This is a genomic window from Alcaligenes sp. SMD-FA (assembly GCF_025960365.1).
GTDB lineage: Bacteria > Pseudomonadota > Gammaproteobacteria > Burkholderiales > Burkholderiaceae_B > Alcaligenes > Alcaligenes aquatilis.
This window is the reverse complement of sequence record NZ_CP110108.1, coordinates 2,237,929-2,260,978: the sequence shown is the minus strand read 5'-3', so window position 1 is coordinate 2,260,978 and position 23,050 is coordinate 2,237,929. Positions and strand designations below refer to the sequence as shown.

The 23,050-nt window shown below is 55.8% G+C and carries 23 protein-coding genes and 1 tRNA gene; 11 read left to right on the top strand and 13 right to left on the bottom strand.

Going from position 1 to position 23,050, the window contains the following annotated elements; genetic code table 11:
• The first annotated feature begins 125 nt into the window (after positions 1 to 125).
• The 3 genes from OKX01_RS10440 to OKX01_RS10430 are packed head-to-tail and all read left to right on the top strand — an operon-like array spanning position 126 to position 2,687.
• A complete protein-coding gene (locus OKX01_RS10440) occupies positions 126 to 1,436 on the top strand; it encodes a mechanosensitive ion channel family protein (protein ID WP_094196883.1) in 1,311 nt (436 codons plus the stop codon).
• 19 nt (positions 1,437 to 1,455) lie between these two features.
• Positions 1,456 to 1,794, top strand: coding sequence for a P-II family nitrogen regulator (locus OKX01_RS10435; RefSeq protein WP_094196882.1), 339 nt, complete (start codon positions 1,456 to 1,458; stop codon positions 1,792 to 1,794).
• A 50-nt stretch (positions 1,795 to 1,844) separates the two neighbouring features.
• The gene (locus OKX01_RS10430; protein ID WP_094196881.1) at positions 1,845 to 2,687 is read left to right on the top strand and encodes an aldo/keto reductase; all 843 of its coding nucleotides are present in this window, start codon (positions 1,845 to 1,847) and stop codon (positions 2,685 to 2,687) included.
• 75 nt (positions 2,688 to 2,762) lie between these two features.
• On the opposite strand, the gene OKX01_RS10425 is transcribed toward OKX01_RS10430, so the two are convergent.
• Together OKX01_RS10425 and OKX01_RS10420 are read right to left on the bottom strand one after the other, a co-directional pair.
• On the bottom strand, positions 2,763 to 3,971 hold the full coding sequence (locus OKX01_RS10425) for an MFS transporter (protein WP_094196880.1): 1,209 nt from the start codon (positions 3,969 to 3,971) through the stop codon (positions 2,763 to 2,765).
• A gap of 50 nt (positions 3,972 to 4,021) precedes the next feature.
• Positions 4,022 to 4,597, bottom strand: a complete 576-nt coding sequence (locus OKX01_RS10420; protein WP_094196879.1) for a chorismate--pyruvate lyase family protein — start codon at positions 4,595 to 4,597, stop codon at positions 4,022 to 4,024.
• 36 nt (positions 4,598 to 4,633) lie between these two features.
• Between OKX01_RS10420 and OKX01_RS10415 the strand changes: the two genes are divergently transcribed.
• The gene (locus tag OKX01_RS10415; protein WP_094196878.1) at positions 4,634 to 5,368 is read left to right on the top strand and encodes a pseudouridine synthase; all 735 of its coding nucleotides are present in this window, start codon (positions 4,634 to 4,636) and stop codon (positions 5,366 to 5,368) included.
• 15 nt (positions 5,369 to 5,383) lie between these two features.
• On the opposite strand, the gene OKX01_RS10410 is transcribed toward OKX01_RS10415, so the two are convergent.
• Both OKX01_RS10410 and ugpQ read right to left on the bottom strand, forming a co-directional pair.
• The gene (locus OKX01_RS10410) at positions 5,384 to 6,238 is read right to left on the bottom strand and encodes a 23S rRNA (adenine(2030)-N(6))-methyltransferase RlmJ (RefSeq protein ID WP_094196877.1); all 855 of its coding nucleotides are present in this window, start codon (positions 6,236 to 6,238) and stop codon (positions 5,384 to 5,386) included.
• Between the two features lie 25 nt (positions 6,239 to 6,263).
• Positions 6,264 to 7,019 (bottom strand): glycerophosphodiester phosphodiesterase, encoded by a 756-nt coding sequence (gene ugpQ / locus OKX01_RS10405; protein WP_199827820.1) that lies wholly within the window; start codon positions 7,017 to 7,019, stop codon positions 6,264 to 6,266.
• Between the two features lie 161 nt (positions 7,020 to 7,180).
• Here ugpQ and OKX01_RS10400 point away from each other — a divergent pair, with 161 nt between their 5' ends.
• The 4 genes from OKX01_RS10400 to OKX01_RS10385 all read left to right on the top strand — a co-directional run bounded on the left by OKX01_RS10400 (position 7,181) and on the right by OKX01_RS10385 (position 11,140).
• On the top strand, positions 7,181 to 9,139 hold the full coding sequence (locus OKX01_RS10400) for a SurA N-terminal domain-containing protein (protein WP_094196876.1): 1,959 nt from the start codon (positions 7,181 to 7,183) through the stop codon (positions 9,137 to 9,139).
• A gap of 69 nt (positions 9,140 to 9,208) precedes the next feature.
• On the top strand, positions 9,209 to 10,081 hold the full coding sequence (locus tag OKX01_RS10395) for a M23 family metallopeptidase (RefSeq protein WP_094196875.1): 873 nt from the start codon (positions 9,209 to 9,211) through the stop codon (positions 10,079 to 10,081).
• Positions 10,082 to 10,102: 21 nt separating this feature from the next.
• Complete coding sequence (locus OKX01_RS10390) at positions 10,103 to 10,786, top strand: AzlC family ABC transporter permease (RefSeq protein ID WP_094196874.1); 684 nt, start codon at positions 10,103 to 10,105, stop codon at positions 10,784 to 10,786.
• Between the two features lie 9 nt (positions 10,787 to 10,795).
• Positions 10,796 to 11,140, top strand: a complete 345-nt coding sequence (locus tag OKX01_RS10385) for an AzlD domain-containing protein (RefSeq protein ID WP_094196873.1) — start codon at positions 10,796 to 10,798, stop codon at positions 11,138 to 11,140.
• A 174-nt stretch (positions 11,141 to 11,314) separates the two neighbouring features.
• Here the strand turns inward: OKX01_RS10385 and OKX01_RS10380 are convergent, their stop codons facing one another.
• The 6 genes from OKX01_RS10380 to OKX01_RS10355 all read right to left on the bottom strand — a co-directional run bounded on the left by OKX01_RS10380 (position 11,315) and on the right by OKX01_RS10355 (position 16,302).
• A complete protein-coding gene (locus tag OKX01_RS10380; RefSeq protein ID WP_094196872.1) occupies positions 11,315 to 13,594 on the bottom strand; it encodes a RelA/SpoT family protein in 2,280 nt (759 codons plus the stop codon).
• 21 nt (positions 13,595 to 13,615) lie between these two features.
• Positions 13,616 to 13,819, bottom strand: coding sequence for a DNA-directed RNA polymerase subunit omega (rpoZ, locus tag OKX01_RS10375; RefSeq protein ID WP_003799665.1), 204 nt, complete (start codon positions 13,817 to 13,819; stop codon positions 13,616 to 13,618).
• A gap of 35 nt (positions 13,820 to 13,854) precedes the next feature.
• On the bottom strand, positions 13,855 to 14,499 hold the full coding sequence (gene gmk / locus OKX01_RS10370) for a guanylate kinase (protein ID WP_094196871.1): 645 nt from the start codon (positions 14,497 to 14,499) through the stop codon (positions 13,855 to 13,857).
• Between the two features lie 37 nt (positions 14,500 to 14,536).
• A complete protein-coding gene (locus OKX01_RS10365) occupies positions 14,537 to 14,866 on the bottom strand; it encodes a hypothetical protein (RefSeq protein WP_264671717.1) in 330 nt (109 codons plus the stop codon).
• A gap of 15 nt (positions 14,867 to 14,881) precedes the next feature.
• A complete protein-coding gene (xth, locus tag OKX01_RS10360) occupies positions 14,882 to 15,664 on the bottom strand; it encodes an exodeoxyribonuclease III (protein ID WP_094196869.1) in 783 nt (260 codons plus the stop codon).
• 564 nt (positions 15,665 to 16,228) lie between these two features.
• A tRNA-Cys gene (locus tag OKX01_RS10355) sits at positions 16,229 to 16,302 on the bottom strand.
• Between the two features lie 165 nt (positions 16,303 to 16,467).
• Between OKX01_RS10355 and OKX01_RS10350 the strand changes: the two genes are divergently transcribed.
• A complete protein-coding gene (locus OKX01_RS10350; protein WP_094196868.1) occupies positions 16,468 to 18,735 on the top strand; it encodes an arginine/lysine/ornithine decarboxylase in 2,268 nt (755 codons plus the stop codon).
• A gap of 190 nt (positions 18,736 to 18,925) precedes the next feature.
• Here OKX01_RS10350 and OKX01_RS10345 read toward each other — a convergent pair whose 3' ends face one another.
• Positions 18,926 to 19,819 carry a LysR family transcriptional regulator gene (locus OKX01_RS10345; protein WP_125276758.1) on the bottom strand — a complete coding sequence of 298 codons (894 nt, stop codon included), beginning with the start codon at positions 19,817 to 19,819 and terminating at the stop codon, positions 18,926 to 18,928.
• A 286-nt stretch (positions 19,820 to 20,105) separates the two neighbouring features.
• Here OKX01_RS10345 and OKX01_RS10340 point away from each other — a divergent pair, with 286 nt between their 5' ends.
• The gene (locus OKX01_RS10340) at positions 20,106 to 20,246 is read left to right on the top strand and encodes a hypothetical protein (RefSeq protein ID WP_159063934.1); all 141 of its coding nucleotides are present in this window, start codon (positions 20,106 to 20,108) and stop codon (positions 20,244 to 20,246) included.
• Between the two features lie 69 nt (positions 20,247 to 20,315).
• Here the strand turns inward: OKX01_RS10340 and OKX01_RS10335 are convergent, their stop codons facing one another.
• The gene (locus OKX01_RS10335) at positions 20,316 to 21,101 is read right to left on the bottom strand and encodes an isocitrate lyase/PEP mutase family protein (RefSeq protein WP_094196866.1); all 786 of its coding nucleotides are present in this window, start codon (positions 21,099 to 21,101) and stop codon (positions 20,316 to 20,318) included.
• A gap of 61 nt (positions 21,102 to 21,162) precedes the next feature.
• A complete protein-coding gene (locus tag OKX01_RS10330) occupies positions 21,163 to 21,624 on the bottom strand; it encodes a universal stress protein (protein WP_009457090.1) in 462 nt (153 codons plus the stop codon).
• 192 nt (positions 21,625 to 21,816) lie between these two features.
• Here OKX01_RS10330 and OKX01_RS10325 point away from each other — a divergent pair, with 192 nt between their 5' ends.
• Positions 21,817 to 22,998 (top strand): acetyl-CoA C-acyltransferase family protein, encoded by a 1,182-nt coding sequence (locus tag OKX01_RS10325; protein ID WP_094196865.1) that lies wholly within the window; start codon positions 21,817 to 21,819, stop codon positions 22,996 to 22,998.
• Positions 22,999 to 23,050: the final 52 nt, after the last annotated feature.

The following is a 23,050-nucleotide window of genomic DNA, read 5'->3' as shown; positions in this document are numbered from 1 at the left end:
TGGACGGGCTGACGCAGGTCATCCAGTCCCGCAGAAAACAGACGCTGTGCAGTATATTAGATAGTTTTGAGACTCTAGGAAACCATGCAGGCCCTTTTTGGGGCTGGTGGGATAAGGAAGAATACATGGAGCAAGACAGTACCTTTGCCGATTTGTTGGGATGGCAATGGATCGAAGCGTATTTACCGCAGGATCGCTGGGTACAGATATTGGCCGGTTTGGCGATGCTGACTGTGCTGGTCTGGGTTGTCAGTTGGTTGACCAGTTCCGTTCTCTCGCGCCTGGTACGGCGTTTGCTGAAAGTGGCGGGCAAAGATGACTGGGCACGAGCCTTGGTGAAAAAACGCTTTGTGCGCAATGTGGGCTATGCCGTGCCTTTGTTGGTGGTCAGCTCAAATCTGACCCTGTTGCCCTTGGCCAAGACTTTGCTGGAGGTGGTCGAACGGGTGGCCTTACTGGGCTTTCTGGTCTTTCTCATCATGGCGATTGTCAGCCTCTTGGGAGCGTGGCAAGAGGTCTACGCCAACTCCAGCAAGGGGCGCACCAAGTCGATCAAGGGCTATGTGGAGGTGGCCAAGATAGCGGTGTGGGCGATTGGCATTATCGTCATGATCTCTATCATTCTGGATCAATCGCCTGTCTTGCTGCTCTCCGGTCTGGGTGCCTTGTCGGCCGTGCTGTTGCTGGTCTTTAAAGACACCTTGCTGTCGCTGGTGGCCAGCACGCAAATGAGCACCAATGACATGTTGCGCATCGGCGACTGGATCGAGATGAAGCAGGCCGGGGCAGACGGTTTTGTTATTGATATCGCTCTACATACGGTCAAAGTTCAGAACTGGGACAAGACCGTCACGACTATCCCCACCTACAAGCTGTTTTCCGAGAGCTATCGCAACTGGCGTCAGATGTTCGAGTCGGGGGGGCGACGCATCAAACGTACCTTGAGCATTGATGCTTCTAGCGTTCGTTTTCTGACTCCGGCCGAAGTTGATAGCTTGTCGCGTTTTGCGTTGCTGCGTGATTATTTGGCTGAGAAAAAAGAAGATTTGGAGCGCTCCAATCAGGAGCTGAGCCGTGCGGGTATGGATGCGGTCAACTATCGCCGTCTGACCAATCTGGGCACCTTCCGTGCCTATTGCACGGCCTATATCAAACGCCACGCTGAAATTCACCAGGACATGATCCAGATGGTGCGCATGATGGACCCTACGACAGAGGGTATCCCGATCGAGGTGTATTGCTTTACTAATAAAACCGCCTGGGTGGACTATGAGCGCATCCAGGGTGACATTTTTGACCATATTCTGGCGGTGCTGCCTGAGATTGGCTTGCGTCTGTTCCAGTCGCCCACCGGTCGGGATTTGAGCCTTGGCTTGAGTCTGGCAGCCGAAAGCCACCGCCCGTCTTTGTCGGGCAGTGCGAAAGATCCTCTTTAAATTTGACGTGCGAGTAACCATGAAACAAATTACGGCCATCATCAAACCCTTCAAGCTCGATGAAGTTCGCGAAGCCCTGGCAGAGCTGGACGTTAACGGCTTGACCGTAACTGAAGTGAAAGGCTTTGGTCGCCAAAAAGGTCATACCGAGCTCTATCGCGGTGCCGAGTATGTGGTGGATTTTCTGCCCAAGATCCGTGTGGACATCGTGGTGGCAGCCGATCGCTGTGATTCGATTATCGAAGCCATTATTAAAGCCGCCCACACTGGCAAGATCGGTGATGGCAAGATATTTGTGACACCGGTTGAGCAGGCTATCCGCATTCGAACCTCGGAGAGCGGTCGCGACGCACTGTAAGGTGGCCGCAACTTGGCTGGTGTGGGTAGTCGTTCTGGAAGGACAAGCTGATGCGATATGAAAAACTAGGTTCAGCACCGCGTGTTTCGTGTGTGGGCCAAGGCAGTTGGTATGTCGAGCAGGCCGATTGGTCGCAAAGCATGACGGCTTTTCAGGCCGGGCTGGACGCGGGCATGAACCATATCGACACCGCCGAGATGTATGGCGACGGGCAGGCAGAGACCTTGATCGGTCAGGCTCTGCAAGGTCGTCGTCACGAGGCTTTTCTGGTGTCCAAGGTCTTGCCCTTTAACGCCAGCCGTCAGGGCGTGATCCGTGCTTGCGAGGCCAGCCTGAAGCGTTTGGGTACGGACTATCTGGACCTGTATTTATTGCACTGGCCCGGCCAGGTTCCTTTGGAGGAAACCTGCGCGGCCTTTGACCGGCTCGTTCAGCAAGGCAAGATCAGGCAGTGGGGCGTCAGCAATTTTGACGTGCCAGATCTGGAAGAGCTGTATGACATCGTGGGGCCGGGCGAGATTGCTTGCAATCAGGTTCTGTATCACCTGAATGAGCGCGCCATTGAACACGCAGTCATGCCCTGGTGTCAGGAGCATAAGATCAGCGTGGTGGCGTACAGCCCCTTCGGTCACGACGATTTCCCGGAGCCGGATTCTGAAGGCGGGGCCTTGTTGGCCGAGATTGCCAGCCACTATCAGGCCACCGCGCGGCAAGTGGCTTTGGCCTTTTTGCTGCGTGACCCCAATGTGTTTGTGATTCCCAAGGCATCGCGCGCGGTTCATGCCCAGCAAAATGCAGCCGCTGCAGATTTGGTGTTGCAGCCCGAGCACATTCAAGCATTGGATGCTCAGTTTCCACGCGGCCCCAGGCCCGCTTATTTACCAATGATTTGAATGCAGGAAGCACGGCCCCCAAGCCTGGGATGACATCCAGGCTTGGGGGCCGTTTTTCATGAGTGGTCGCTTTGATTAAGTGGCGAAGTAGGGCTGACGCTTGTTCTTGACGTACAGCCAGGCCAGGGCCAGCATGACCACTGCCGAAATTGGCAGCGTCCAGGTATTGACGCCGTACCAGCCATAGACGGCCAGCACACGACCCGAGGTAAAGGAGGACAAGGCCACACAGGTAAAGATGATGAAGTCATTCAATGCCTGCACACGACCACGCTCTTCGGGACGGTAGCAGTCCACCACCATATTGGTGGCACCGATGAAACCAAAGTTCCAGCCCAGGCCCAGCAAAATCAGGCTGACCCAGAAGTGCGGCACCGTCATGCCCAGCAACGCCACAATGCTGGCCAGCCCCAACAAGAGCACGCCCGCAAAGGTGACGGGGATCTTGCCAAAGCGCTTGATCAGGTTGCCGGTAAAGAAGCTCGGGCCAAACATGGCCAGAATATGCCACTGAATGCCCAGGGTGGATTCTTTCAGGCTATGACCGTGCATGACCATGGCCAAGGGTGAGGCCGTCATCAGAAAATTCATTAGGACGTAGGAAGCGACCCCAGCGATGACCGCAATAATGAAGTAGCTGTTGGAGGCAATCACGCGCAAGGGGCGTCCGGTGTAGGGTATCTTCTCTTGCTGATTTCGTGTGCCTGGTGCCAAGCGTAGGCAAAAGGCAAAAGGCAAGACCAGAGCTGCCAAGGCCGCCTGCGCCAGGAAGGCGGCGGCAAAGGGGTGATCCGGCCAGATGTCCTGAGTATGGATAATCGTCTGGGTAGCGATAATTGCTCCCAACAGCCCTCCGGCCATAACCCAGGAAATGGCTTTGGGTCGGAACGTATCGCTGGCGTCATCCGCAGCGGCAAAGCGATAGCTTTGTACATAAGAGGCATACAGCCCGGCCAACAGGGTGCCCACACAGAACAGGACAAAGGACAGGCTGTAAATCCCGGCAGCAGCCAACAGGCCCGCTCCTATGCCCAGCAAGGCACCAATGATGTAGCCACCCTGGCGTCCTAAACGGCGCATCAGAAAAGCGGCAGGCAAAATGCCGATGGCCAACCCCAGGTTGAAAATACCCACCGGCAAGGTTGCCAGGTCCGGGCTGCTGGCCATTTTTTGCCCGACCAGACTGCTAAGCGCCACCACCAATGCCGGATTGGCCCCGCCAAGTGCTTGCATTCCAGAAAGAATAAAGGCGTTGCGACGGCTTGGATCGACTTGCGTGGACATGGCGGGTCTCGGTATATAACTTTGTTTTATTAGTTAATGCTGAATTTTAGCTAAGCCAGTGTAGCACCACGTGCCCAGAAGGCTGGCATAAAGGATTCAGCCACCAGGAGGGGTTGACCGTGCCGCCAGAAGACGGAGCAGCGAGACAGAATCTGCTGAGCCGGCGGAACTGGTTCGTCACTACTGGCCAGGGCGCGCTCAATTGTGCGGAAAACGCTCATGCCCCGATTCAATCGACAGCTTAAAAAAGCCGAGCGTTGTATCTGGGCATCGTTATAAAGCATGTCGGCCAGCGGTCGGCTGCGTAGCCGGCGCATACCCTGCCAGACGCTGTGCGAGGCGGGCAGGGGAGTGAAACTGCGGGCAATCACACAACGGATTCCGTCCACGGACATGGATACTTCTCGTATCCAGGCCAGCGTGCCCAGTGGCTTTTGAATCAAAGCGGCTTCTTGAGGACTCAAGCGGCATGTGTATTCGCTGACGACTTCCAGATGGACGTTGCCCAAGCGGCGTAAACCGGCGGTCAGTGCGCCGGGACGGTGTAGCCAGTACTTTTGGGCAGGGGTGGCAGAGGGATGAATTCGCTCGTGCCAGGGTTTTTTTGTGCTGGAGGAAAATTTCATGTCCTGTATTATCGCCAAAGCCATAAAATAGCGCTCATGGAAAAAGAACGTATCTCAAAATTAATGGCCCAGCGCGGCATGTGTTCACGCCGTGAGGCGGATGCCTTCATCGAACGCGGCTGGGTTCGTGTGGACGGTCAAATCGTCTCTGAATTGGGGAGTAAAGCCTACCCCAATCAGAAAATCACACTGGAAAAACAGGCGCGTCAGCGCCAGACCCAACGTGCCACCATCCTGTTGCACAAGCCCGTGGGCTATGTGTCGGGGCAAGCTGAAGCCGGTTATCGCAATGCGGTTTCCCTGATCGGTGCGGCCACGCAGTACAAGGGTGGCCGCGGTGGCCAACGCTTTGACCCAGCACATTTGCGCGGTCTGGCCCCGGCTGGTCGTCTGGATATTGACTCCACCGGCTTGCTGATCCTGACTCAGGATGGTCGTATTGCGCGGCAGATTATTGGCGAAGACTCGGTCATCGACAAGGAATATCTGGTGCGTGTGACCGGCAAGCTGAGCGAGCGCGGCCTGGAACTGCTGAACTTTGGTTTGAGCCTGGATGGCAAGCCTTTGCTGCCTGCCCAAGTGTCCTGGCAGAACGATGACCAGCTGCGTTTCATTTTGCGCGAAGGCAAGAAACGCCAGATTCGCCGCATGTGCGAGCTGGTCGGTCTGAAGGTTGTGGGTTTGAAGCGTGTGCGTATTGGCGAACTGGTACTGGGCGACCTGCCTATGGGCCAGTGGCGCTACATGAAAGAGTCCGAGCGCCTGGCCTAAAGGCAAAGGGGCGGCTTACAGCCCCGAATGACGAAGTTGAAAGCTGGCCTTGTCATCCTGGGCCAGCGTTTTTGTTAACCACGGCATGCTTTGTTCCAGAGCCTTGAGCAGCGTCCAGGGAGGATTGCTGATGAACAGGCCGCTGCCATGCAAACCCAACCCATTTTTGGCCGGAGCACGAACCGACAGGCTGACATGCAGCCAGGGCGTATCCAGTTGCTCCAGCTTGCGTTGCAAGGCCTGCACTTCGGGCCGCTGCACAATGGGATACCACACGACAATACAGGCTTGAGCAAATCGCTTGAGGGCATTTTTGACGCTGTTCAAGACCTGTTGATAGTCGGATTTGGCCTCGTAAGAGGGGTCCATCACCACGATGGCGCGTCGCGATGGCGGCGGTAGCAGGCGCCCCAACTGTTCAAACCCATTGTCTGGATACAGACGTACTCGACGATTGCCTTGAGGGAACAATTGCGCCACGTTGTCGCTCAAGACTTCAAATTCGGACGGATGTAGCTCAAAGCCATGAAAGCTGTCTTGGGGGCGCAAGCGCTCCAGTGCCAACCAGGGGGAACCGGGGTAGTAGCGCGCCGTGCCGTCTGGGTTCAGGTCGGCAATGGCATCAATATAGTGTTCCACCAGCTCCGGGTAGTCGTCTTGCTGCAAGACCCGGTCCAGGCCGTCGTAGAACTCGCCCTTGGTTTGCGCCCAATCGTGTTCCAGATCATAGATACCGGCACCGCAGTGAGTATCGATGATGCTGAAAGCACTGTCTTTTTGAGTGTAGTAATTAAAGATATGCAGCAAGGTGGCGTGCTTGAGCACGTCCGCGTGATTGCCAGCATGAAAGGCGTGACGGTAACTGAACAAGAGAAATCCTGATGTTGCGGTTTAATTAAAGCGTATCGGGGCGAATGGTAGTGACTTTATCAGTGAAGATGCCATTGCATCCCCAATCCAGCAGTTCGCGTACCCGTTCAGCCTCGTTGACGGTCCATACGGCTACGGTATAGCCTTTTTGCCGAATCGCCTGAACCAAGGCCTGGCTGACAAAACGATCATTCAAATTCAGACCCATGCAGCCTAGGCGTTCCAGGCGTTCAGGCCAGTCTGCCGGAACGTCTTCTTCAATCAGCAGGGCGCGAGGCAGGGTGGGGGCGGCTTGCTGGGCCGCTTCCAAAGCCGCTTCGGAAAAAGAGGACAGCAAAGGCGGCAAGCTGGCCTGTGCCCACAGAGCCTGCGCAGCCAGGGCAACCCGTCGACCCGTTTCCGCCTCGTCCCCAGTGGTGGGCTTGATTTCGATATTGCTGTGCACCTGATTGGCTAGGGTAAAGGCGGCTATCGAACTTAATGTGGGTATGGGCTCTCCGGCGTAGGCCGAGGAATGCCAGGCCCCAAAGTCCAGGGCTGACAGTTCGGCCAGTGTCAGCCGGGAGGCAATACCCTGACCATTGGAGGTGCGGTCCAACTGGTCATCGTGCAGTAGTACGGGAACCGCATCGCGGCTCAGTTTGACGTCGTACTCCATCATGCGAAAACCATTCTGGGTACCGACCCGAATGGCAGCCAGGGTGTTTTCCGGGGCAATCTTGCCGGCGCCACGGTGGGCGATCAAAGCGGGGTAGGGCCAGTGATGGTTCAGTGAAGGCATGGCGGACTCGCAAGAGGCGTGATAAAAAGCCAATGTACTATTTTAACCGGGGCTGTACACTGTACGGTTTTCATATACGGTATATTTTCAGGCCGAGCCGGCTTGCCGGTCTGATGCGCCACCCGCAGCGCCCTGCTGCAAGCGAAAGTAGGTGATGATTAATGTTCGAGATTATCCGTAAGAACCAACGCGTCATGCAGCTGGTCCTGTTAGTGCTGATTTTGCCATCTTTTGTATTGATTGGTGTCAGCGGCTACTCCAGCTACGTTTCTGGCGATAGCGATATTGTCAAAGTTGGCGATAGCGCCATTACATCCCAGGAATTTGATCGTGCGCGCCGCATGCAGCTGGATGATATGCAGCGCAACAATCCTTCCGGTTTTGATCTGGCCCAGGCCGACAGCCTGGAAAGCCGTCGTGCATTGCTGGAGTCCTTGATTGATCAACGTGTACAAATCGAAGTGGCCACTGCTGATCGCTTTAACGTGTCCGACATTGCGTTGCGCGACTATATCGCTACCATGCCGGAGTTTCAGGAAAACGGCGTCTTTTCACCTGCCCTTTACAGCCAGGTTTTGGCCTCGGCCGGCATCGATACCCGTGATTTCGAGCAAAGTCAGCGTGGTCAGTTGGCCCTGCAACGTGTGCTTGGCCCGGTCGCTGCCAGCACTTCGATGCTGCCTAGCGTCATGAACAAACTGGAAATCGCCCTGACCGAAGAGCGCGGTGTGCGCACTCGCACTTTCTTGACTCGTGATTTTGAACCCGAGGTGCAGATCAGCGATGCAGACCTGCAGGCTTGGTACGATGCCAACAAGCAATCGCTGGAATTGCCACAGCAAGTCAAGGTGGAATACCTGTTGCTGAATGAGGCCGCAGCCTTCAAGGATCTGCCTACGCCCACAGACGAACAGCTCAAGCAGTATTACGAGCAGAACAAGGCACGTTATGTGCAGCCTGGCCGCGTAAATATCAGCCATATTTTGGTGAACGTACCGGCGGGCGCTTCCGACAGCGAACGCGAAGCGGCCCAGACCAAGGCTCGTGAGCTGGCTGAAAAAGCGCAAGCTAATAAAGACGATTTTGCCGATCTGGCGCGTGCCAATTCCCAAGATGAAGGTAGTGCCCGCGAAGGTGGCGAGCTAGGTTGGATTAGCAAAGGTTCCTGGCCCAGCGTGTTGGAAAATGCGGTATTTGCTCTGAAAAAGGGTGATGTGTCCGGCGTGATCGAAGGCCCCAACGGTTTCCATATTTTCAAAAGCAATGAGGTTCAGCCCGAGCAAGGCGAGTCTTTCGAGCAGGCCCGCAGCAAGGTTCAGGAAGAAGTGCGCAAGCAACTGGCCTCTGAGCGCTTTGCCGATATGGCCAGCAAGCTGACCAACCTGGTCTACGACAATGAGGACAGTCTGGAAGCGGCGGCCAATGCCTTGGGTTTGACTTTGAAGCAAGCTGAAGGTATCAGCCGTCAAGGTTTGATTCCTGCTTCGCAAGTAGAGGGTGATCTGGCTGCCGCCAATGGCCCCGATGCGGCCGTGCTGGATGATAGCCGTGTGCGTCAGGCGCTGTTCAATGCCGAGGCTTTGGCTTCGCGCAAGAATGCGGGCGTTGTCGAAGTGTCCCCTGACACCTTGATTGCCTTGCGGGTGATCGACGTAACCGACGCTCATGTGCCTGCACTGGATAAAGTACGTACGATTGCTGAGGAAAACCTGCGCCGTGAAAAGGCGGCTGCCCTGGCGGTACAAGCGGGTGAAGACTACTTGAAACAGTTGCAAGCCGGTAGCGAACCCGAGAATTTCTCTGCCCAGTTTGCTGTGAGCCGTGCTGAATTCCCGGAAATGGATGAAGCCTTGCTGAACAAGGTTCTGGCCAATCCCGTGGACAAGTTGCCTGCGTATGTGGGTGATCGTCAGCCCCAGGGCTATACCGTCGTGCAGATTCTGAGCCACCAACCCGGCAAGGCGGGCAATCCCGGTCTGGACATGTTGACGGCACAGTTGACGCAAGCCATGGCTCGTACTGAGACCCAAGCTGTTTTGCAGGCGATGCGTGTACAAGAGAAGGTACAGATTCTGCCCGAAGCAGAAAAAGAGTTGACCTCCAGTGGTGAGGATGAATAAGGCGGCTTGAATCAGGGCCGGTAACCCTGGAGCTCTCAGGCTCCAGGGTGTTTTTCAAAGAGCATTCTGATGAATCACACTGATATTTCTCTGGTACGGCGGCGCCTTTTAGGCGCCGCAACTGTTTGGGGTCTGACCGCTCCGTGGCTGGCACAGGCCGCGCCTGGGCAGGGCACGTTCATCGAACGTACTCTGCATCGTCCTGTGCCGGGCGGGGTAGCCGTGCTGGACCTGGGATCAGGTGGCTCAGCCCCGGTGGTGCACTTTAATGGCAACCGTGTTCTGGTAATTCAGGATGCTGACCAGCGCTGGAAAGCGATTGTCGGGCTGGACCTGAAAATCCAAGCTGGCCAGCATAGCATCTCGGTACAAGGGCAGTCGGGTGTGGCGTTCCAGGTGGGCAGCAAGCGGTATCGGGAGCAGCGCATTACCTTGAAAAACAAGTCTCATGTGAATCCGGACCCGCAGCAGCAGGCCCGTTTTGAGCGCGAGTATGAAGAGCAGATGCAGGCCTATGCCAGCTTTCGCAACGAAGGCCCCAGCAATGTGGTCTTTGAAAAGCCCGTTCCGGGTCGCCTGACCAGTCCGTTTGGTCTGCGCCGTTTCTTCAATGGCCAAGAGCGTAACCCACATTCGGGTCTGGACTTTGCCGCGCCTACCGGCACGGCAGTCAAAGTGCCTGCCGATGGGGTTGTCACCATCGTGGCGGACTACTTCTTTAACGGTAAAACCGTATTTGTGGATCACGGCCAGGGCCTGATCACCATGTTCTGTCACTTGTCGGCCTTTGATGTGCGTGTGGGCGATCGTGTTAGCAAGGGCGATGTCGTAGCGCGCTCCGGTGCGACGGGGCGTGCGACCGGCCCTCATTTGCACTGGAACGTCAGTCTGAATAACGCACGGGTGGACCCCGCTATCTTTATTGGTGCATTCCAGGCCTAGTCAGGCGCTGCAAGGTTTTTCATGATCATCGGTTCGGCATATCGACGAGGCTTGCGAGACAGCGCCTCTATCGCCTTGGGCTATGTCCCCGTAGCGATTTCCTTTGGGCTGACGGCGGTACATGCAGGCCTGTCGCCCTGGCTGGCGGTTCTAGTGTCCCTGATTGTGTACGCCGGGGCCAGCCAGTTCATTTTGATCAGCCTGTTGGTCGCAGGGGCGGCCTATCCCAGTATTTTGGGTATTGTGCTGCTTATGAACCTGCGTCATGTGTTCTACGGTCCGACCTTAATGGGTTTTTTTGCCGGGCCCAGAACCGTGTCCAGCCTGTTCATGGCTCCAGGTTTGACTGACGAGGTCTTTGCCGCTTCTGCGGCCGGGGTGGCCCGCCAGCCGGCCCAAGAGCAAGAGTCCTGGTACTGTGGCTTGCAGTTAGGCTCTTACCTCTCCTGGGTCTTGGGCACCGCTTTGGGGGCATTCTTTGCCAGCGACCTGCTGGGCCAGTCTCCTGTGCTGGAGAAGACCTTGGGTTTTGTCTTGCCTGCCTTGTTTTTTGCTTTGCTGCTGGAAATCCGCCGTTCCGCACCTTTGCCGGTGCTGGTGGCAGCCGCTGTCGGGGCAGTGCTGGCCATGGCTTTCTTGCCCTCGTATCTGGCCATTATTGTCGGTATGCTGGCCGGCGGCCTAATGGCCTTGCGCCGCGCTTAAGGAGTAGAGATGGATTGGAGTTTTCTGCTCATGATTATGCTGGCAGGCGTTGGCACATTTTTGATTCGTTACCTGCCTTTGCGCCTGGGTGGACGCCAAAGCAAGGCGGACCCCAGTCGCGTTTCGATCTGGCCGCGCCTGTTTGGCGCTATCGGTCCGGCAGGTGTGGTGTCTTTGCTCGTCGTGTCCCTGATTTCCTTGCTGCGCCCCGAGCAGATGTCCCTGGACTTGCCGCCTTTGCTGGCAGGTCTGGCAGGGGTGCTGCTGGGCCGCCGCTGGCCGGGTGGTATCGCGGGCTCAACACTGACCGGCGTGCTGGCCTACGGCCTGTGCGTGGCTTATGTGGGTGTGTAGATGATCTGGTCGAAGCTCTCTTGCTGATCGATCACGGCAATTTATGTTGGGTAGGCAAGAAGGGGGAGTCGCCTGTTTTTTATTGAGTGTCTGCTGTCAGGTCTCAGACCAAAAAAAACGCCTGCTAGTGAGCGGGCGTTTTTTGTACGGCTGAAAACTGGTTTGCAAGCGGGTTTAACCCTTCACACGCACAATTTTCTGAACTTGGGGTACATGGCGAATTGCCCGAATCACGCGGGCCAGATGGGTGCGACTATCCACCTGAACGGTTAGGTGCAGTACGGAGGTTGCAGCCGATTCATCAGGCATGGATATATGCAGGATGTTGGAGTCGGCATCGGTAATTTCAGCAGCCAGACGGCCCAGTACACCGCGCTCGTTGATCGCAGTTACATCTAGACGGGTCGAGAGGTGGCGGGCGGTATTGCTGTCCCACATCACCGGCACCCAACGCTCGGGTTCTTTGGCCTGGGCGCGTTGTGCCACAGCACATTCCGCCATGTGAACGACCAGACCGTGACCTAAGCGGATACCACCAATAATAGCGTCACCAGGCAGCGGACCGCAGCACGGTGCTAACTGTACGGCCTGCCCCTCGTTACCGTGAATCAGAATCGGTGCCGAGGTGTTGGCACTGATTTCGTCAAATTCTGCGGCAGTAGTTTCCAGCAGGGGATTTTCTGGGGCAAAGCGGCGAGCCACAACGGCTGCCAAGCGTTTGCCCAAGCCAATATCAGCCAGAATTTCTTCGCGGGACGCTGCGCCTGAACCCTTGGCCAGCTTGTCCCAGTTTGGATCGTCGTCCGTAGCATGAGGCAGGCTTAGCTGGTCAAAGGCCTGATCGAGTAGGCGGCGACCAAAAGCTACGGATTCCTCGTATTTAACTGTACGCAGGTAGTGGCGAATTTCCGAACGGGCACGGCCGGAACGGACGTAGTTCAGCCACTGCGCGCTTGGGCGGGCGGCGGGGGAGGTAATGATCTCCACCGAGTCACCGCTTTTCAGCTCGGTGCGCAGCGGGGCAAACTCGCCATTGATCTTGGAGGCAACAGCGTGATTGCCGATGTCGGTATGGATGCTGTAGGCAAAGTCCACTGGCGTAGCACCGCGTGGCAGGGAAATAATCTTGCCTTTGGGTGTATGGACGTAAACCGCATCGGGGAACAGGTCAACTTTGACGTGCTCCAGGAATTCTGTGGAGTCACCCGTCTGGCTTTGGATGTCCAGCAAGGATTGCAACCAGCGGTGTGTACGCTTTTGCAAATCGTTCAGCGTGACGTCTTCTTCTTTGTACAGCCAGTGAGAGGCCACGCCTTCTTCAGCCACGTGGTCCATTTCGCGGGTACGGAACTGGAACTCGACGGGGGTGCCGTAAGGGCCAATCAAGGTGGTGTGCAGGGATTGATAGCCATTCACTTTAGGGATGGCAATGTAGTCCTTGAACTTGCCCGGTACGGGGCGGTAGAGCTGATGCAGCGTACCCAGGGACAGATAGCACTCGGGCAAGGTATGAACAATGATGCGAAAGCCGTAAATATCCAGCACGTCCGAGAAGGATTTTTTCTGCTCGACCATCTTGCAGAAAATGCTGTAGAGCGACTTTTCACGACCGGATATCTCAGCATCAATGCCGGCTGCAGGCAGGGCAATCTTGACCGCTTCGGTGATTTTGCCCAGCACTTCACGGCGGTTGCCACGAGCGGCGAGCAGGGCCTTGTGCAGCACCTTGTAGCGATTGGGGTAGATGGCCTTGAAGCAGCGGTCCTGAAGCTCGCGAAACAGGGCGTTCAGGCCCAGGCGATGCGCAATCGGAGCGTAGATATCCAGGGTTTCCTGGGCTACGCGGCGGCGTTTTTCAGGTTTGACGGCGTCCAGCGTGCGCATATTGTGCAAGCGGTCGGCCAGCTTGATCAGGATGACGCGCACATCACGCGACATGGCCAGCAGCATCTTGCGAAAGCTGTCGGCTTGTTGTTGCGTCTTGGTGGCAAACTCCAGGCGTTCCAGCTTGGACAAACCGTCCACAATCTCGGCTACATCAGTACCGAATTTTTCAGCCAGTTCCTGCTTGGTGACGTCCTGATCTTCGATCACGTCATGCAGCAGGGCCGACATCAAGGCGTCGGTATCCAGCTTCCAGCCTGCACAGATTTCTGTGACGGCAATGGGGTGCGAGATATAGGGTTCGCCACTGGCGCGAAATTGCCCCAGGTGGGCCTGATCGGAAAAGCGATACGCTTCCCGTACCCGTTCTACATCTTTCGGGTCCAGGTACTGCGAGATGATCTTGGTTAGCGGAGCCAGTGAGGCAATAGGCGGGTTGGCACTTTCCTGCGCGGATTGTGCCAGTGCCGGGGTGTTCTTTTCTTTAGGCTTGCGACGACCTAGCCGTGAACCCTTTTTAAGGACGGCCAACAGCCCAGACGATGCGCCCCGTAAACCTGAAAATGCCATACCGTGCTCCGCTTGTGCCTATCAGGTAGGAACTTTGCGCAGCATTTCCAGACCGGTCGCGCCGGAGGCGATTTCTCGCAAGGCGGTAACCGTAGGCTTGTTCTTGCTTTCCAGGCGTGGTTCGTGGCCTTGGGCCAGTTCGCGCGCACGGTAGGCGGCTGCCAAGGTGAGCTTAAAGCGATTGGGGACTTGCTCCAGGCAGTCCTCGATAGTGATGCGAGCCATAGTAGACCTGTTATCAAAAAGAAATAAGAAGGAGATCAGCCCTGATTCAGCAGGGCATCTGCGCCTAATTGTTGAAAGAGTTGGCGATGCCGTACTGACTGAGTGGCGGTGCGCAACCGACTGGCCTGCACAATACTCAATAGCTGCTGTAATGCCGTATCAAAATCCTCATTGATAATAGCATATTGACAGTCACGAACATGGGCGATTTCGTGCTCGGCAGCCTCGACGCGGCGGGCAATGATCTCTTCGCTGTCCTGTCCGCGTTTGCGCAAACGCGCCTGCAAGGTGGGCAAGGAGGGCGGCAAAATGAAAATGCCTACGGCTTCGGGGAAATGTTCGCGGGCCAGACGGGCGCCTTGCCAGTCGATTTCCAGCAGCACATCGCGGCCTGCATTCAGGGCTTTCTGAATGGGGTCGCGGGGTGTGCCGTAGTAGTTGTCATGCACCTTGGCCCATTCCAGCATGGCGTTGTCGGCACACATCTGCTCGAAGCGCGCCTTGTCCACAAAGAAGTAGTGTTCGCCGTCGGTCTCACCAGGGCGTGGTGCTCGGGTCGTGGCCGAGATGGACAGCATGATGTTGGAATCGTTGGCCAGCAGGGCGTTGACCAGACTGGATTTGCCCGCCCCGCTGGGGGCGACAACCATAAAAACAGTGCCAGGATAGCTCGTGGACATGGAGAGCAGACTCTAGAAGTAGATTTTTATAAAAGAATTAATTGCTGCTTAGGTCGGTTTGCCCAAACTCAGTCAGGACAGCCACCACACTGGCCTTGTCCGAGCACAAAAAGACGACCGTGTCGTTGGGGTTCATGGAAAACAAAACCTCTTGTACTTCCTGGGCGGCATCGTCGGCCTGGGCGATGGCCATGACGTGCACATCGCCACCTGCCTCGAATTGTTCGGGGGGGACGATATTGGCAACGGCGTCCAGGTCAGGCTCGCTGATGGCCAGATACGCCCAGATCTTGTGCTCTTGCTCCAGGATGATCTCAAGCACGTAGCCCGAGTCAGTCTGCTCAATGATTTGGCTTTGTAGTTGCATAATTCAGTGGCTATGTCAGGTAAAGGACAGAGTAGCGGTAACAGGCGCATGATCCGAGGGCTGTTCATTGGCACGCGGTTCGCGGTCAATGTCGCAGGCTGAGCAACGGGTTTTCAAGGCATCGGACAACAAGGCATGGTCAATGCGTAAACCGGCGTCGCGGCGGAATGCAAAACGACGATAGTCCCACCAGGTAAAGGGGCTGCCGCTCTGCTCAAACAGGCGATAGGCGTCATGCAAGCCCAGTGCCAGCAAGCGCTCGAAGGCGGCCCGCTCGGGCGGGGAGACCAGAACATCATCGGCCCACTTGGCAGGGTCGTGAACGTCCTGGTCAGCTGGGGCAATATTATAGTCGCCCAGGATGGCCAGACGGGGATACTGCTGCAATTCTTTTTCCAACCAGTCGTGCAGGGCGGCGAACCATTCCAGCTTGTAGCTGTACTTTTCGCTCTCGAGCGACTGCCCGTTGGGGCAGTAGGCACAAATCACGCGTACCGGGCCGTCAGGCGATGGGTAGGTGGCGGCCAGCAGACGTTGCTGCGGGTCTTCGTAATTGGGCAGATTGCGCTGCACATCCGTGCCCGGCTCGCGGGAAATCAGGGCGACGCCGTTATAGGTTTTTTGACCCGCCCAGTGAGCGTGATATCCCATTTCCTGAAAAGCCTCCAAAGGAAAACGCTCGTCGGGCAGTTTGAGCTCTTGCAGACAAAGCACGTCTACGGGGTTGGCGGCCAGCCAGTCCAGAACTTGAGGAAGACGGACGTTCAGGGAGTTCACGTTCCAGGTGGTGAGTTTCATGGTGTCAGACAATCTAAATAAAGCAGAGGAAGCCGTTGGAGCGGAGCTTTGTCGGTAGAGGTGGTGCAGAGGCGGCCATCAGCGTGTCGGAAACGGGCAAGAGGGCGTTTAGCGTGCGCGAATGCCGCCATCATATCAGCGCTAGCCAGGGACTGGTTTTAAAGCCAGCGAGGCGATGGGGATGAAATTGACCGCTCGACTTGATCTTTGTTCTAGGTCGTAGTGAAAAACAGACACTCTCGGACAAGAAATTTACCCTCAAACCGTCTGCATGTAACAGCTACAAAGTCAGGGTTCAAGACCTGAATGCCGTTGTGGGCAGATTGATGTTTTTAGGGCACTAAAAAGAGGGTTTTTTGCGTAGATCACGCGCCTGCTTGTGTTAAATTGCAGGCCAAGTTGGAACGGTGGGCCAAAAACGATGGAAGTGCTTGGCCGCAGCGCGTGATGCAAGGATTTGCCGTGCAGGAAAAGGGAATAAAAAAATCGCCGTAATGGCGACTTTTTCTGTGTGATCAAAACCGGAAAGAAGGCCAGTTTTGTCTGTCTTGAATGCAAGCAAGATGGAGGCGTGTGCTGGAATCGAACCAACCTGAACGGATTTGCAGTCCGTCACATAGCCAATCTGTCACCACGCCTTTTGTTTTGTCCTGGGACATGTAGAATTATGCCCAAGGACGTAGGGAAAAGCAAGTGTCAAATGACGGGACGTGAAAATCGGTACGATCTGCTGCACGAAAGCGACTGGCGTCCCTCCCTTTTTTTGCCGCCCCTGCGGCGCTCCCTTGTATTAAGGACATGGCATGCAATATCAATTCCCCATTGTGATTATCGATGAGGATTTTCGTTCTGAAAATGCGTCTGGTCTGAGCATTCGTGTATTAGCAGATGCGATCGAGGCTGAAGGCTTCGAGGTGTTGGGAACCACCAGTTATGGCGATTTGAGTCAATTTGCCCAGCAGCAAAGTCGTGCCAGCGCGTTTATTTTGTCCATCGATGATGAGGAGTTCACGCAAGATGGAGACAGCGCCCCGGCGCTGGTCAATTTGCGTGCCTTTATTCGGGCTGTGCGTCGTCGCAATACCGATGTGCCCATTTATGTCTATGGCGAGACCAAAACAGCTCGTCATATGCCAAACGATATCTTGCGCGAGCTGCAAGGCGTCATTCACATGTTCGAGGACACGCCCGAGTTTGTGGCGCGCCACATCGTGCGTGAAGCGCGCAGCTATGTGGAAGGCGTCAAGCCCCCGTTTCTGAAAGCCTTGCTCGACTACGCCGAAGATGGTTCCTATTCCTGGCACTGTCCCGGTCACTCCGGCGGTGTGGCCTTTCTGAAAAGCCCGGTCGGGCAGATTTTCCACCAGTTCTTTGGTGAGAACATGCTGCGTGCCGACGTGTGTAATGCCGTCGAAGAGCTGGGTCAATTGCTGGACCACAACGGGGCCATTGGTGCCAGTGAACGCAATGCCGCGCGTATTTTCAACGCGGATCACTGCTTTTTCGTCACCAATGGCACCAGCACCAGCAACAAGATTGTCTGGCATCACGCTGTGGCTCCCGGCGATGTGGTGGTCGTGGATCGCAATTGCCACAAATCCATCCTGCACAGCATCGTGATGACCGGTGCCATTCCCGTGTTCCTGCGTCCTACGCGCAACCACTTCGGGATTATTGGCCCGATTGCACGCAGTGAATTTGATATCGAGACCATTCGCGAGAAGATCCGCAAGCACCCCTTGCTCTCGCACCTGGATGCCGACACGGTTAAACCCCGCGTGTTGACGCTGACCCAGTCCACTTACGACGGCATTATTTACGACACTCAGGAGATCAAGAATGCCGTGGACGGTTACGTGGAAGTTTTGCACTTTGACGAGGCCTGGATTCCGCATGCGGCTTTCCATCCTTTCTACGGTCAGTTCCATGCCATGGGCAAGAACCGTCCGCGTCCACAAGAAACCATGGTGTTCTCCACCCAGTCTACCCACAAGCTGCTGGCCGGCTTGAGCCAAGCCAGCCATGTATTGGCACAGGACTCGGTAACCCGTAGTTTGGATCGCCATTTGTTTAATGAAGCCTACCTGATGCATACCAGCACCAGCCCGCAGTACGCGATTATTGCGTCCTGCGATGTGGCCGCTGCCATGATGGAGCCGCCCGGTGGACGTGTGCTGGTAGAGGAAAGCATTATTGAGGCGTTGGACTTTCGCCGCGCCATGCGCAAGGTCGAGTCGCAGTTTGATGAGGACGACTGGTGGTTCAAGGTATGGGGGCCGCCAACCCTGGCCGAGGACGGGGTGGGGCAGCCCGAAGACTGGATTATTACGGATGATGTTGAGCACAGCGAGTGGCACGGCTTTGGCCCGCTGGCTGATGGCTTCAATATGCTGGATCCGATCAAGGCGACGATTGTCACCCCCGGTCTGGATCTGACGGGCACGTTTGGTGAAACCGGTATTCCAGCCTCTATCGTGACCAAGTTCCTGGCGCAGCGTGGCGTGATCGTGGAGAAGATTGGCCTGTACAGCTTCTTTATCATGTTCACCATCGGTATTACCAAAGGCCGTTGGAATTCCCTGGTGACAGCCTTGCAGCAGTTCAAGGACGATTACGACCGTAACTTGCCCGTCTGGCGTGTTCTGCCTCAGTTCGCGCGTCAGTATCCTTGCTACGAAGAAATGGGCTTGCGCGATTTGTGTCAGCACGTGCACCAGTTGTACGCCAAGCACGACATTGCCCGTCTGATGACCGATATGTATCTGTCGGATGTGGTGCCTGTCATGCGTCCGGCTGATGCCTTTGCCTGCATTGCGCAGCGTCGTACTGAACGGGTCGAGATTGATCAGTTGGAAGGTCGCGTGACGACCAACCTGATCACTCCTTACCCGCCGGGTATTCCGCTCTTGATTCCGGGTGAAGCTTTCAACAAGACGATTGTGGATTTCCTGAAGTTCTCGCGTGAACTGCACCGCCAGTGTCCCGGCTTTGGTACGGATATCCACGGTTTTGTGGAAGAGGTCGATGCCTCGGGTCAGAAGCGTTACTACGTGGATTGCGTGGCGCAGTAAAACAGTTTTCTATCCAAGGCCGGGGCTGGGCATCGGTCTTTGGCTAGGGCTGTAAAGCAAGCGGGCCTGGTGATGGACCTTCAAGATTTTGGAAAACATCCAGATTTGAAGCGTCTTTGATCAGGCCCGGTTTTTATGGGCGGTTTGCCTGCGACCAATTCTTGTGACAGGTTCTTGTTGCAGCGTTTCGCTATAGACTCTGGGCCGTGCGCAAAGCACATTCCAGCAAACGCGAGGTCAGGATTTGTGGGTCGCGGTCTGCCCGCAAAATCGCGACAACCCGGCGGTGCAGGCTCGGTTGCTCGATTGGGTATTTGTGCAGATTGTGCTCGTGCAGCAGGCTGTCGGGAATGCGACTGGGCAAGATACAGTCTCCCAATCCTGAGGCGACCAGTCGTAACATGGCGTCGATGGTTTCGACTTCCGCCACAAATTCAGGGTGCAAGCCGCTGCTATGAATCATTCGGCGCAGGGCGTAGTGAGGCGGAAACCCGATCAGGCGCAAGGCCTGGTGGTTTAAGTCTGCATTTGGAAATGGCTCCTGTTTGGCGGAGATACGGCACATTTGGTCGTCAAATAAAGTGTGCGAGACCAAGCCTCCACAGTCCACTGCCGAGTCGTATACAAAACCGACATCGGCCTTGCCGTTTGCCACCAACGCCACCACTTCGGGCGAGCTGCGCCCCAATAAGGATAAATTCACGGCCGGGTGTGAGCTCATGAAAGCGGCAGCCACATCGGACATGAAGTAGTAGCTCAATGTGTGTACAGTGGCCAGCCTTACTGTGCCTGAATTGATGCCATGGTCCTGGCGCATTGCATGGATGGCGCCGTCAATACGACTGTAAGCGGGTTCAATGGCCTGGCGCAGTAGCTCGCCTGCGTCATTCAGGCTGACTCCGCGTCCGGTGCGGGTAAACAGGACCTGTCCCAGGCTTTGTTCCAATGTGTTTAATTGTTTGCTCAGGCTGGATTGGCTTTGTCCCAAATCATCAGCCGCTTTGCTGACCGAACCCAGTTGTGCGATGCGTAAAAAGCATCGCAAGGAACGATCCAGATTGTCGATGGAGCGGAAATCATGCATGCCATTGTCTCTTTATTGTTTTACTTAAATGCGCGAAAAGTGAGTTTTTACTGGGGGCCTTAGGTTGGGGTGGGGAGTGGTGTTTGCAGACCAGTTATTTTGACTGGAATTGCCTATGAAAAAGCCCCGTTTTTAATTGCCTTTATTTTGTTCTAACATCGCCTAATTTGCATCCATAATGCACTCATATTATTAAAAAATTGATTTGTGGTCTAATCATTGATATAATAAAGAAATCGGGGCACTAAGGGCAGTGCCCCCTGGCGATATTGAGCAGGAGTTATTCGTGAGCAAATCGAAACCAGTACGTCGTAAACAGGCCTTTGAGGTTGAGCCCCTGAATTGGGTGGCTCCCAAGAAAGCAGTTGTAGAAACCGATCAGGAAGCCAAGGTGGACGCGTCCAGCGACCAGGCTCAGGACAACTAAGTTCTGACTGTAGGTGTAAAAAGCGCAAGCCATGGTGCTTGCGCTTTTTTTATGCCTGCCGGTTTGGCACTAAGACCAGCGGCGATGGGCCTGGGTAGGGGGCAGATGTCCTTGCTCCAGCAACTGTAGGCTGGCCTGTTCAAAGCAATTCCAGGTGGCCAAGGCCAGTTGTGAGCCGGTGCTGACACGGCGTACGCCAATGGCTGCCAAATCAGGCACGTTCAGCCCCGGATGAATCAGCAGCACATTCACGGGTGTCGGTGCCAGTGCCTGAACTACGTGGGCAATATCGTCCAGCTCGCGTAAACCGGGGGCGTAGACCACATCGGCACCGGCCTGGGCAAAGGCTTGCAGCCGGGCTATGGTTTGCTCCAGATCCAGCGCGCCAATCAGCATGCCTTCGCTGCGTCCCACTAGTAGAACGTCCTCACCACTGCTGCAAATGGCTTGCTTGGCCGCCTGGATGCGGGCCACGGCCAGATCCAGCTCGTACAGCTCGTTGCCTTGGCGATCTTCGATGGACAAACCTGCAATGCCGGTATCAATGGCCAGACGGACGTTTTCTGCGACCTGTTTCGGCTCATCGGCAAAACCGTTTTCAAAGTCGGCATTGAGCGGCAGGTTTGTGCTGGCCGCCAGTTGCCGCAAATGTGCCAGCAGGGCATCGCGGCCCACTTCAAAATCTTCCAGGCCGTTTGACCAGGCAAAAGCGGCGCTGCTGCTGGCAATCGCCTGAGCACCCAAACGTTCCAAGCGTTTGGCTCCCCCTATGTCCCAAGGGTTGGGCAAAACCAGTAAGCCGCTTTCATGCAAGGCTCGAAAACGGCGGCGTTTGTCCTGTGTGCTGATTGTCATGCCGAACTCCTGAGAACAAAAAACGCAAACCGAAGTTTGCGTTTTAATGCCTGGCCACGTTCTATTTTTTCTTGGCTTTCTTGCGGATAACCAGGACGGGGATTTCCGAGTAGGTCAGGACATGCTGTGTTTCGCTGCCCAAGAGCAGACGCTTGTAGCCCTTGCGGCCATGCGAGGACATGACGATCAGGTCGGCTTTTTGTTTTTCAGCGGTAGAGATAATGGCATCGGCCACCAGTTCTGATTTCACCACCAGGCCTTTGACTGAAACGCCAATATCTTTCCCGGCTTGTTTGACGGCAGCCAATTCGGATTGCGCGTGCTCTACCCAGGAGGCTTCGATACGGCTATCCAGCTTCTGGTCAATAATGGGGCCGCCTTCCAGATAGCTTTGTCGATAGCGCGGAATGACGCGCAGAGCCAGCAATTTGGCGCCGCTGGTCTTGGCCAGATTCAGTGCATGGGTGACGGCGTGGGCGGACAGTTCTGAGCCGTCGGTACATACCAGGATACGCTCGTACATGAGGGGGAATCCTATAAAAAGGGTTATCAAGAACGTGTCTTGTGGGTAAGGTATCAAACCATACTGCGAATTACGGTCTTTGTGTCTGCTTTACGGTTTTCCATGGCAGCCGTGTATATTCGAGTGGACGTTTTGTCAGCTTGGCTTTTTTATGCTGGTTATCATATCCCAAAGGGATTGAGGGAGATTCATATGAAAGAAGTAGTGGTAGTCCAGGCATGCCGTACCGCGATTGGTGATTTTGGTGGTGGATTAAAGAATGTGTCGCCAATCGAGATGGGAGCCACGGTGTTGCGCGCGGTACTGGACAGAAGTGGCGTATCAGCGGCAGACGTCCAGCATGTCGTGATGGGGCAGGTCATTCAGACCGAGCCGCGCGATATGTACTTGTCGCGTGTGGCCTCGGTGCAGGCTGGGGTGGGGCATGGAACACCGGCCATGAACGTTAACCGTTTATGTGGCTCGGGCCTGCAGGCTATTGTGTCGGCCGCGCAGGGCATTTTGCTCGGTGATGCCAAGGTGGCCTTGGCAGGCGGTGCAGAAAGCATGAGCCGTGCTCCTTATATGTCCAGCGCACATCGCTGGGGCGCTCGCATGGGCGACTCGGTCATGATGGACATGATGACCGGCGCGCTGACGGATCCCTTTGATCGCGTTCATATGGGTATTACGGCTGAAAACGTAGCTCGCCAATACGGCGTAACCCGTGCCGATCAGGACGAGCTGGCACTGGAATCGCACCAGCGTGCGCGTCGCGCAATCGAACAAGGCTACTTTAAAGAGCAGATCGTACCCATCATCCAGAAAAGCCGTAAGGGCGAGATCGTGTTTGATCAGGACGAACACGTACGCCTGGATGCCACGATGGAGAACTTTACCGGTTTGAAGCCCGTGTTCCTGCCCGACGGTGGCAGTGTGACGGCGGGCAATGCCTCCGGTCTGAATGACGGTGCGGCCGCTGTTTTGTTGATGTGTGCCGAAGAGGCGCGTCAACGTGGTCTGAAGCCATTGGCCAAACTCGTGTCTTGGGGCCATGCCGGTGTCGATCCCAGCATCATGGGCATTGGCCCTGTGCCCGCAACCCGTGTGGCGTTGGAACGTGCCGGTTTGAGCGTGTCGGACCTGGATGTGATCGAGTCCAACGAAGCTTTCGCCGCCCAGGCTTGCGCGGTAGTACGTGAGTTGGGCTTGGACCCGGCGCGCGTCAATCCCAACGGCAGTGGTATTAGCCTGGGCCACCCTATTGGGGCGACCGGCGCGGCCATTACCGTCAAGGCTTTGCATGAATTGCAGCGCGTTCAGGGTCGTTACGCGCTGGTCACCATGTGTATTGGTGGCGGCCAAGGCATTGCGGCGATTTTCGAGCGCTCTTGAGCTTGTTGATTGTCCCTCTCTAGGCCTCGTTTAGAGAGCAAGAAAGCCGGAA

What these genes read in the sequence shown, in the direction of transcription:
- OKX01_RS10440 (WP_094196883.1), top strand. Translation starts at nt 126, where the DNA reads ATGGAGCAAGACAGTACCTTTGCCGATTTGTTGGGATGGCAATGGATC.
- OKX01_RS10435 (WP_094196882.1), top strand. Translation starts at nt 1,456, where the DNA reads ATGAAACAAATTACGGCCATCATCAAACCCTTCAAGCTCGATGAAGTT.
- OKX01_RS10430 (WP_094196881.1), top strand. Translation starts at nt 1,845, where the DNA reads ATGCGATATGAAAAACTAGGTTCAGCACCGCGTGTTTCGTGTGTGGGC.
- OKX01_RS10425 (WP_094196880.1), bottom strand. Translation starts at nt 3,971, where the DNA reads ATGTCCACGCAAGTCGATCCAAGCCGTCGCAACGCCTTTATTCTTTCT.
- OKX01_RS10420 (WP_094196879.1), bottom strand. Translation starts at nt 4,597, where the DNA reads ATGAAATTTTCCTCCAGCACAAAAAAACCCTGGCACGAGCGAATTCAT.
- OKX01_RS10415 (WP_094196878.1), top strand. Translation starts at nt 4,634, where the DNA reads ATGGAAAAAGAACGTATCTCAAAATTAATGGCCCAGCGCGGCATGTGT.
- ugpQ (WP_199827820.1), bottom strand. Translation starts at nt 7,019, where the DNA reads ATGCCTTCACTGAACCATCACTGGCCCTACCCCGCTTTGATCGCCCAC.
- OKX01_RS10400 (WP_094196876.1), top strand. Translation starts at nt 7,181, where the DNA reads ATGTTCGAGATTATCCGTAAGAACCAACGCGTCATGCAGCTGGTCCTG.
- OKX01_RS10395 (WP_094196875.1), top strand. Translation starts at nt 9,209, where the DNA reads ATGAATCACACTGATATTTCTCTGGTACGGCGGCGCCTTTTAGGCGCC.
- OKX01_RS10390 (WP_094196874.1), top strand. Translation starts at nt 10,103, where the DNA reads ATGATCATCGGTTCGGCATATCGACGAGGCTTGCGAGACAGCGCCTCT.
- OKX01_RS10385 (WP_094196873.1), top strand. Translation starts at nt 10,796, where the DNA reads ATGGATTGGAGTTTTCTGCTCATGATTATGCTGGCAGGCGTTGGCACA.
- OKX01_RS10380 (WP_094196872.1), bottom strand. Translation starts at nt 13,594, where the DNA reads ATGGCATTTTCAGGTTTACGGGGCGCATCGTCTGGGCTGTTGGCCGTC.
- rpoZ (WP_003799665.1), bottom strand. Translation starts at nt 13,819, where the DNA reads ATGGCTCGCATCACTATCGAGGACTGCCTGGAGCAAGTCCCCAATCGC.
- gmk (WP_094196871.1), bottom strand. Translation starts at nt 14,499, where the DNA reads ATGTCCACGAGCTATCCTGGCACTGTTTTTATGGTTGTCGCCCCCAGC.
- OKX01_RS10365 (WP_264671717.1), bottom strand. Translation starts at nt 14,866, where the DNA reads ATGCAACTACAAAGCCAAATCATTGAGCAGACTGACTCGGGCTACGTG.
- xth (WP_094196869.1), bottom strand. Translation starts at nt 15,664, where the DNA reads ATGAAACTCACCACCTGGAACGTGAACTCCCTGAACGTCCGTCTTCCT.
- OKX01_RS10350 (WP_094196868.1), top strand. Translation starts at nt 16,468, where the DNA reads ATGCAATATCAATTCCCCATTGTGATTATCGATGAGGATTTTCGTTCT.
- OKX01_RS10345 (WP_125276758.1), bottom strand. Translation starts at nt 19,819, where the DNA reads ATGCATGATTTCCGCTCCATCGACAATCTGGATCGTTCCTTGCGATGC.
- OKX01_RS10335 (WP_094196866.1), bottom strand. Translation starts at nt 21,101, where the DNA reads ATGACAATCAGCACACAGGACAAACGCCGCCGTTTTCGAGCCTTGCAT.
- OKX01_RS10330 (WP_009457090.1), bottom strand. Translation starts at nt 21,624, where the DNA reads ATGTACGAGCGTATCCTGGTATGTACCGACGGCTCAGAACTGTCCGCC.
- OKX01_RS10325 (WP_094196865.1), top strand. Translation starts at nt 21,817, where the DNA reads ATGAAAGAAGTAGTGGTAGTCCAGGCATGCCGTACCGCGATTGGTGAT.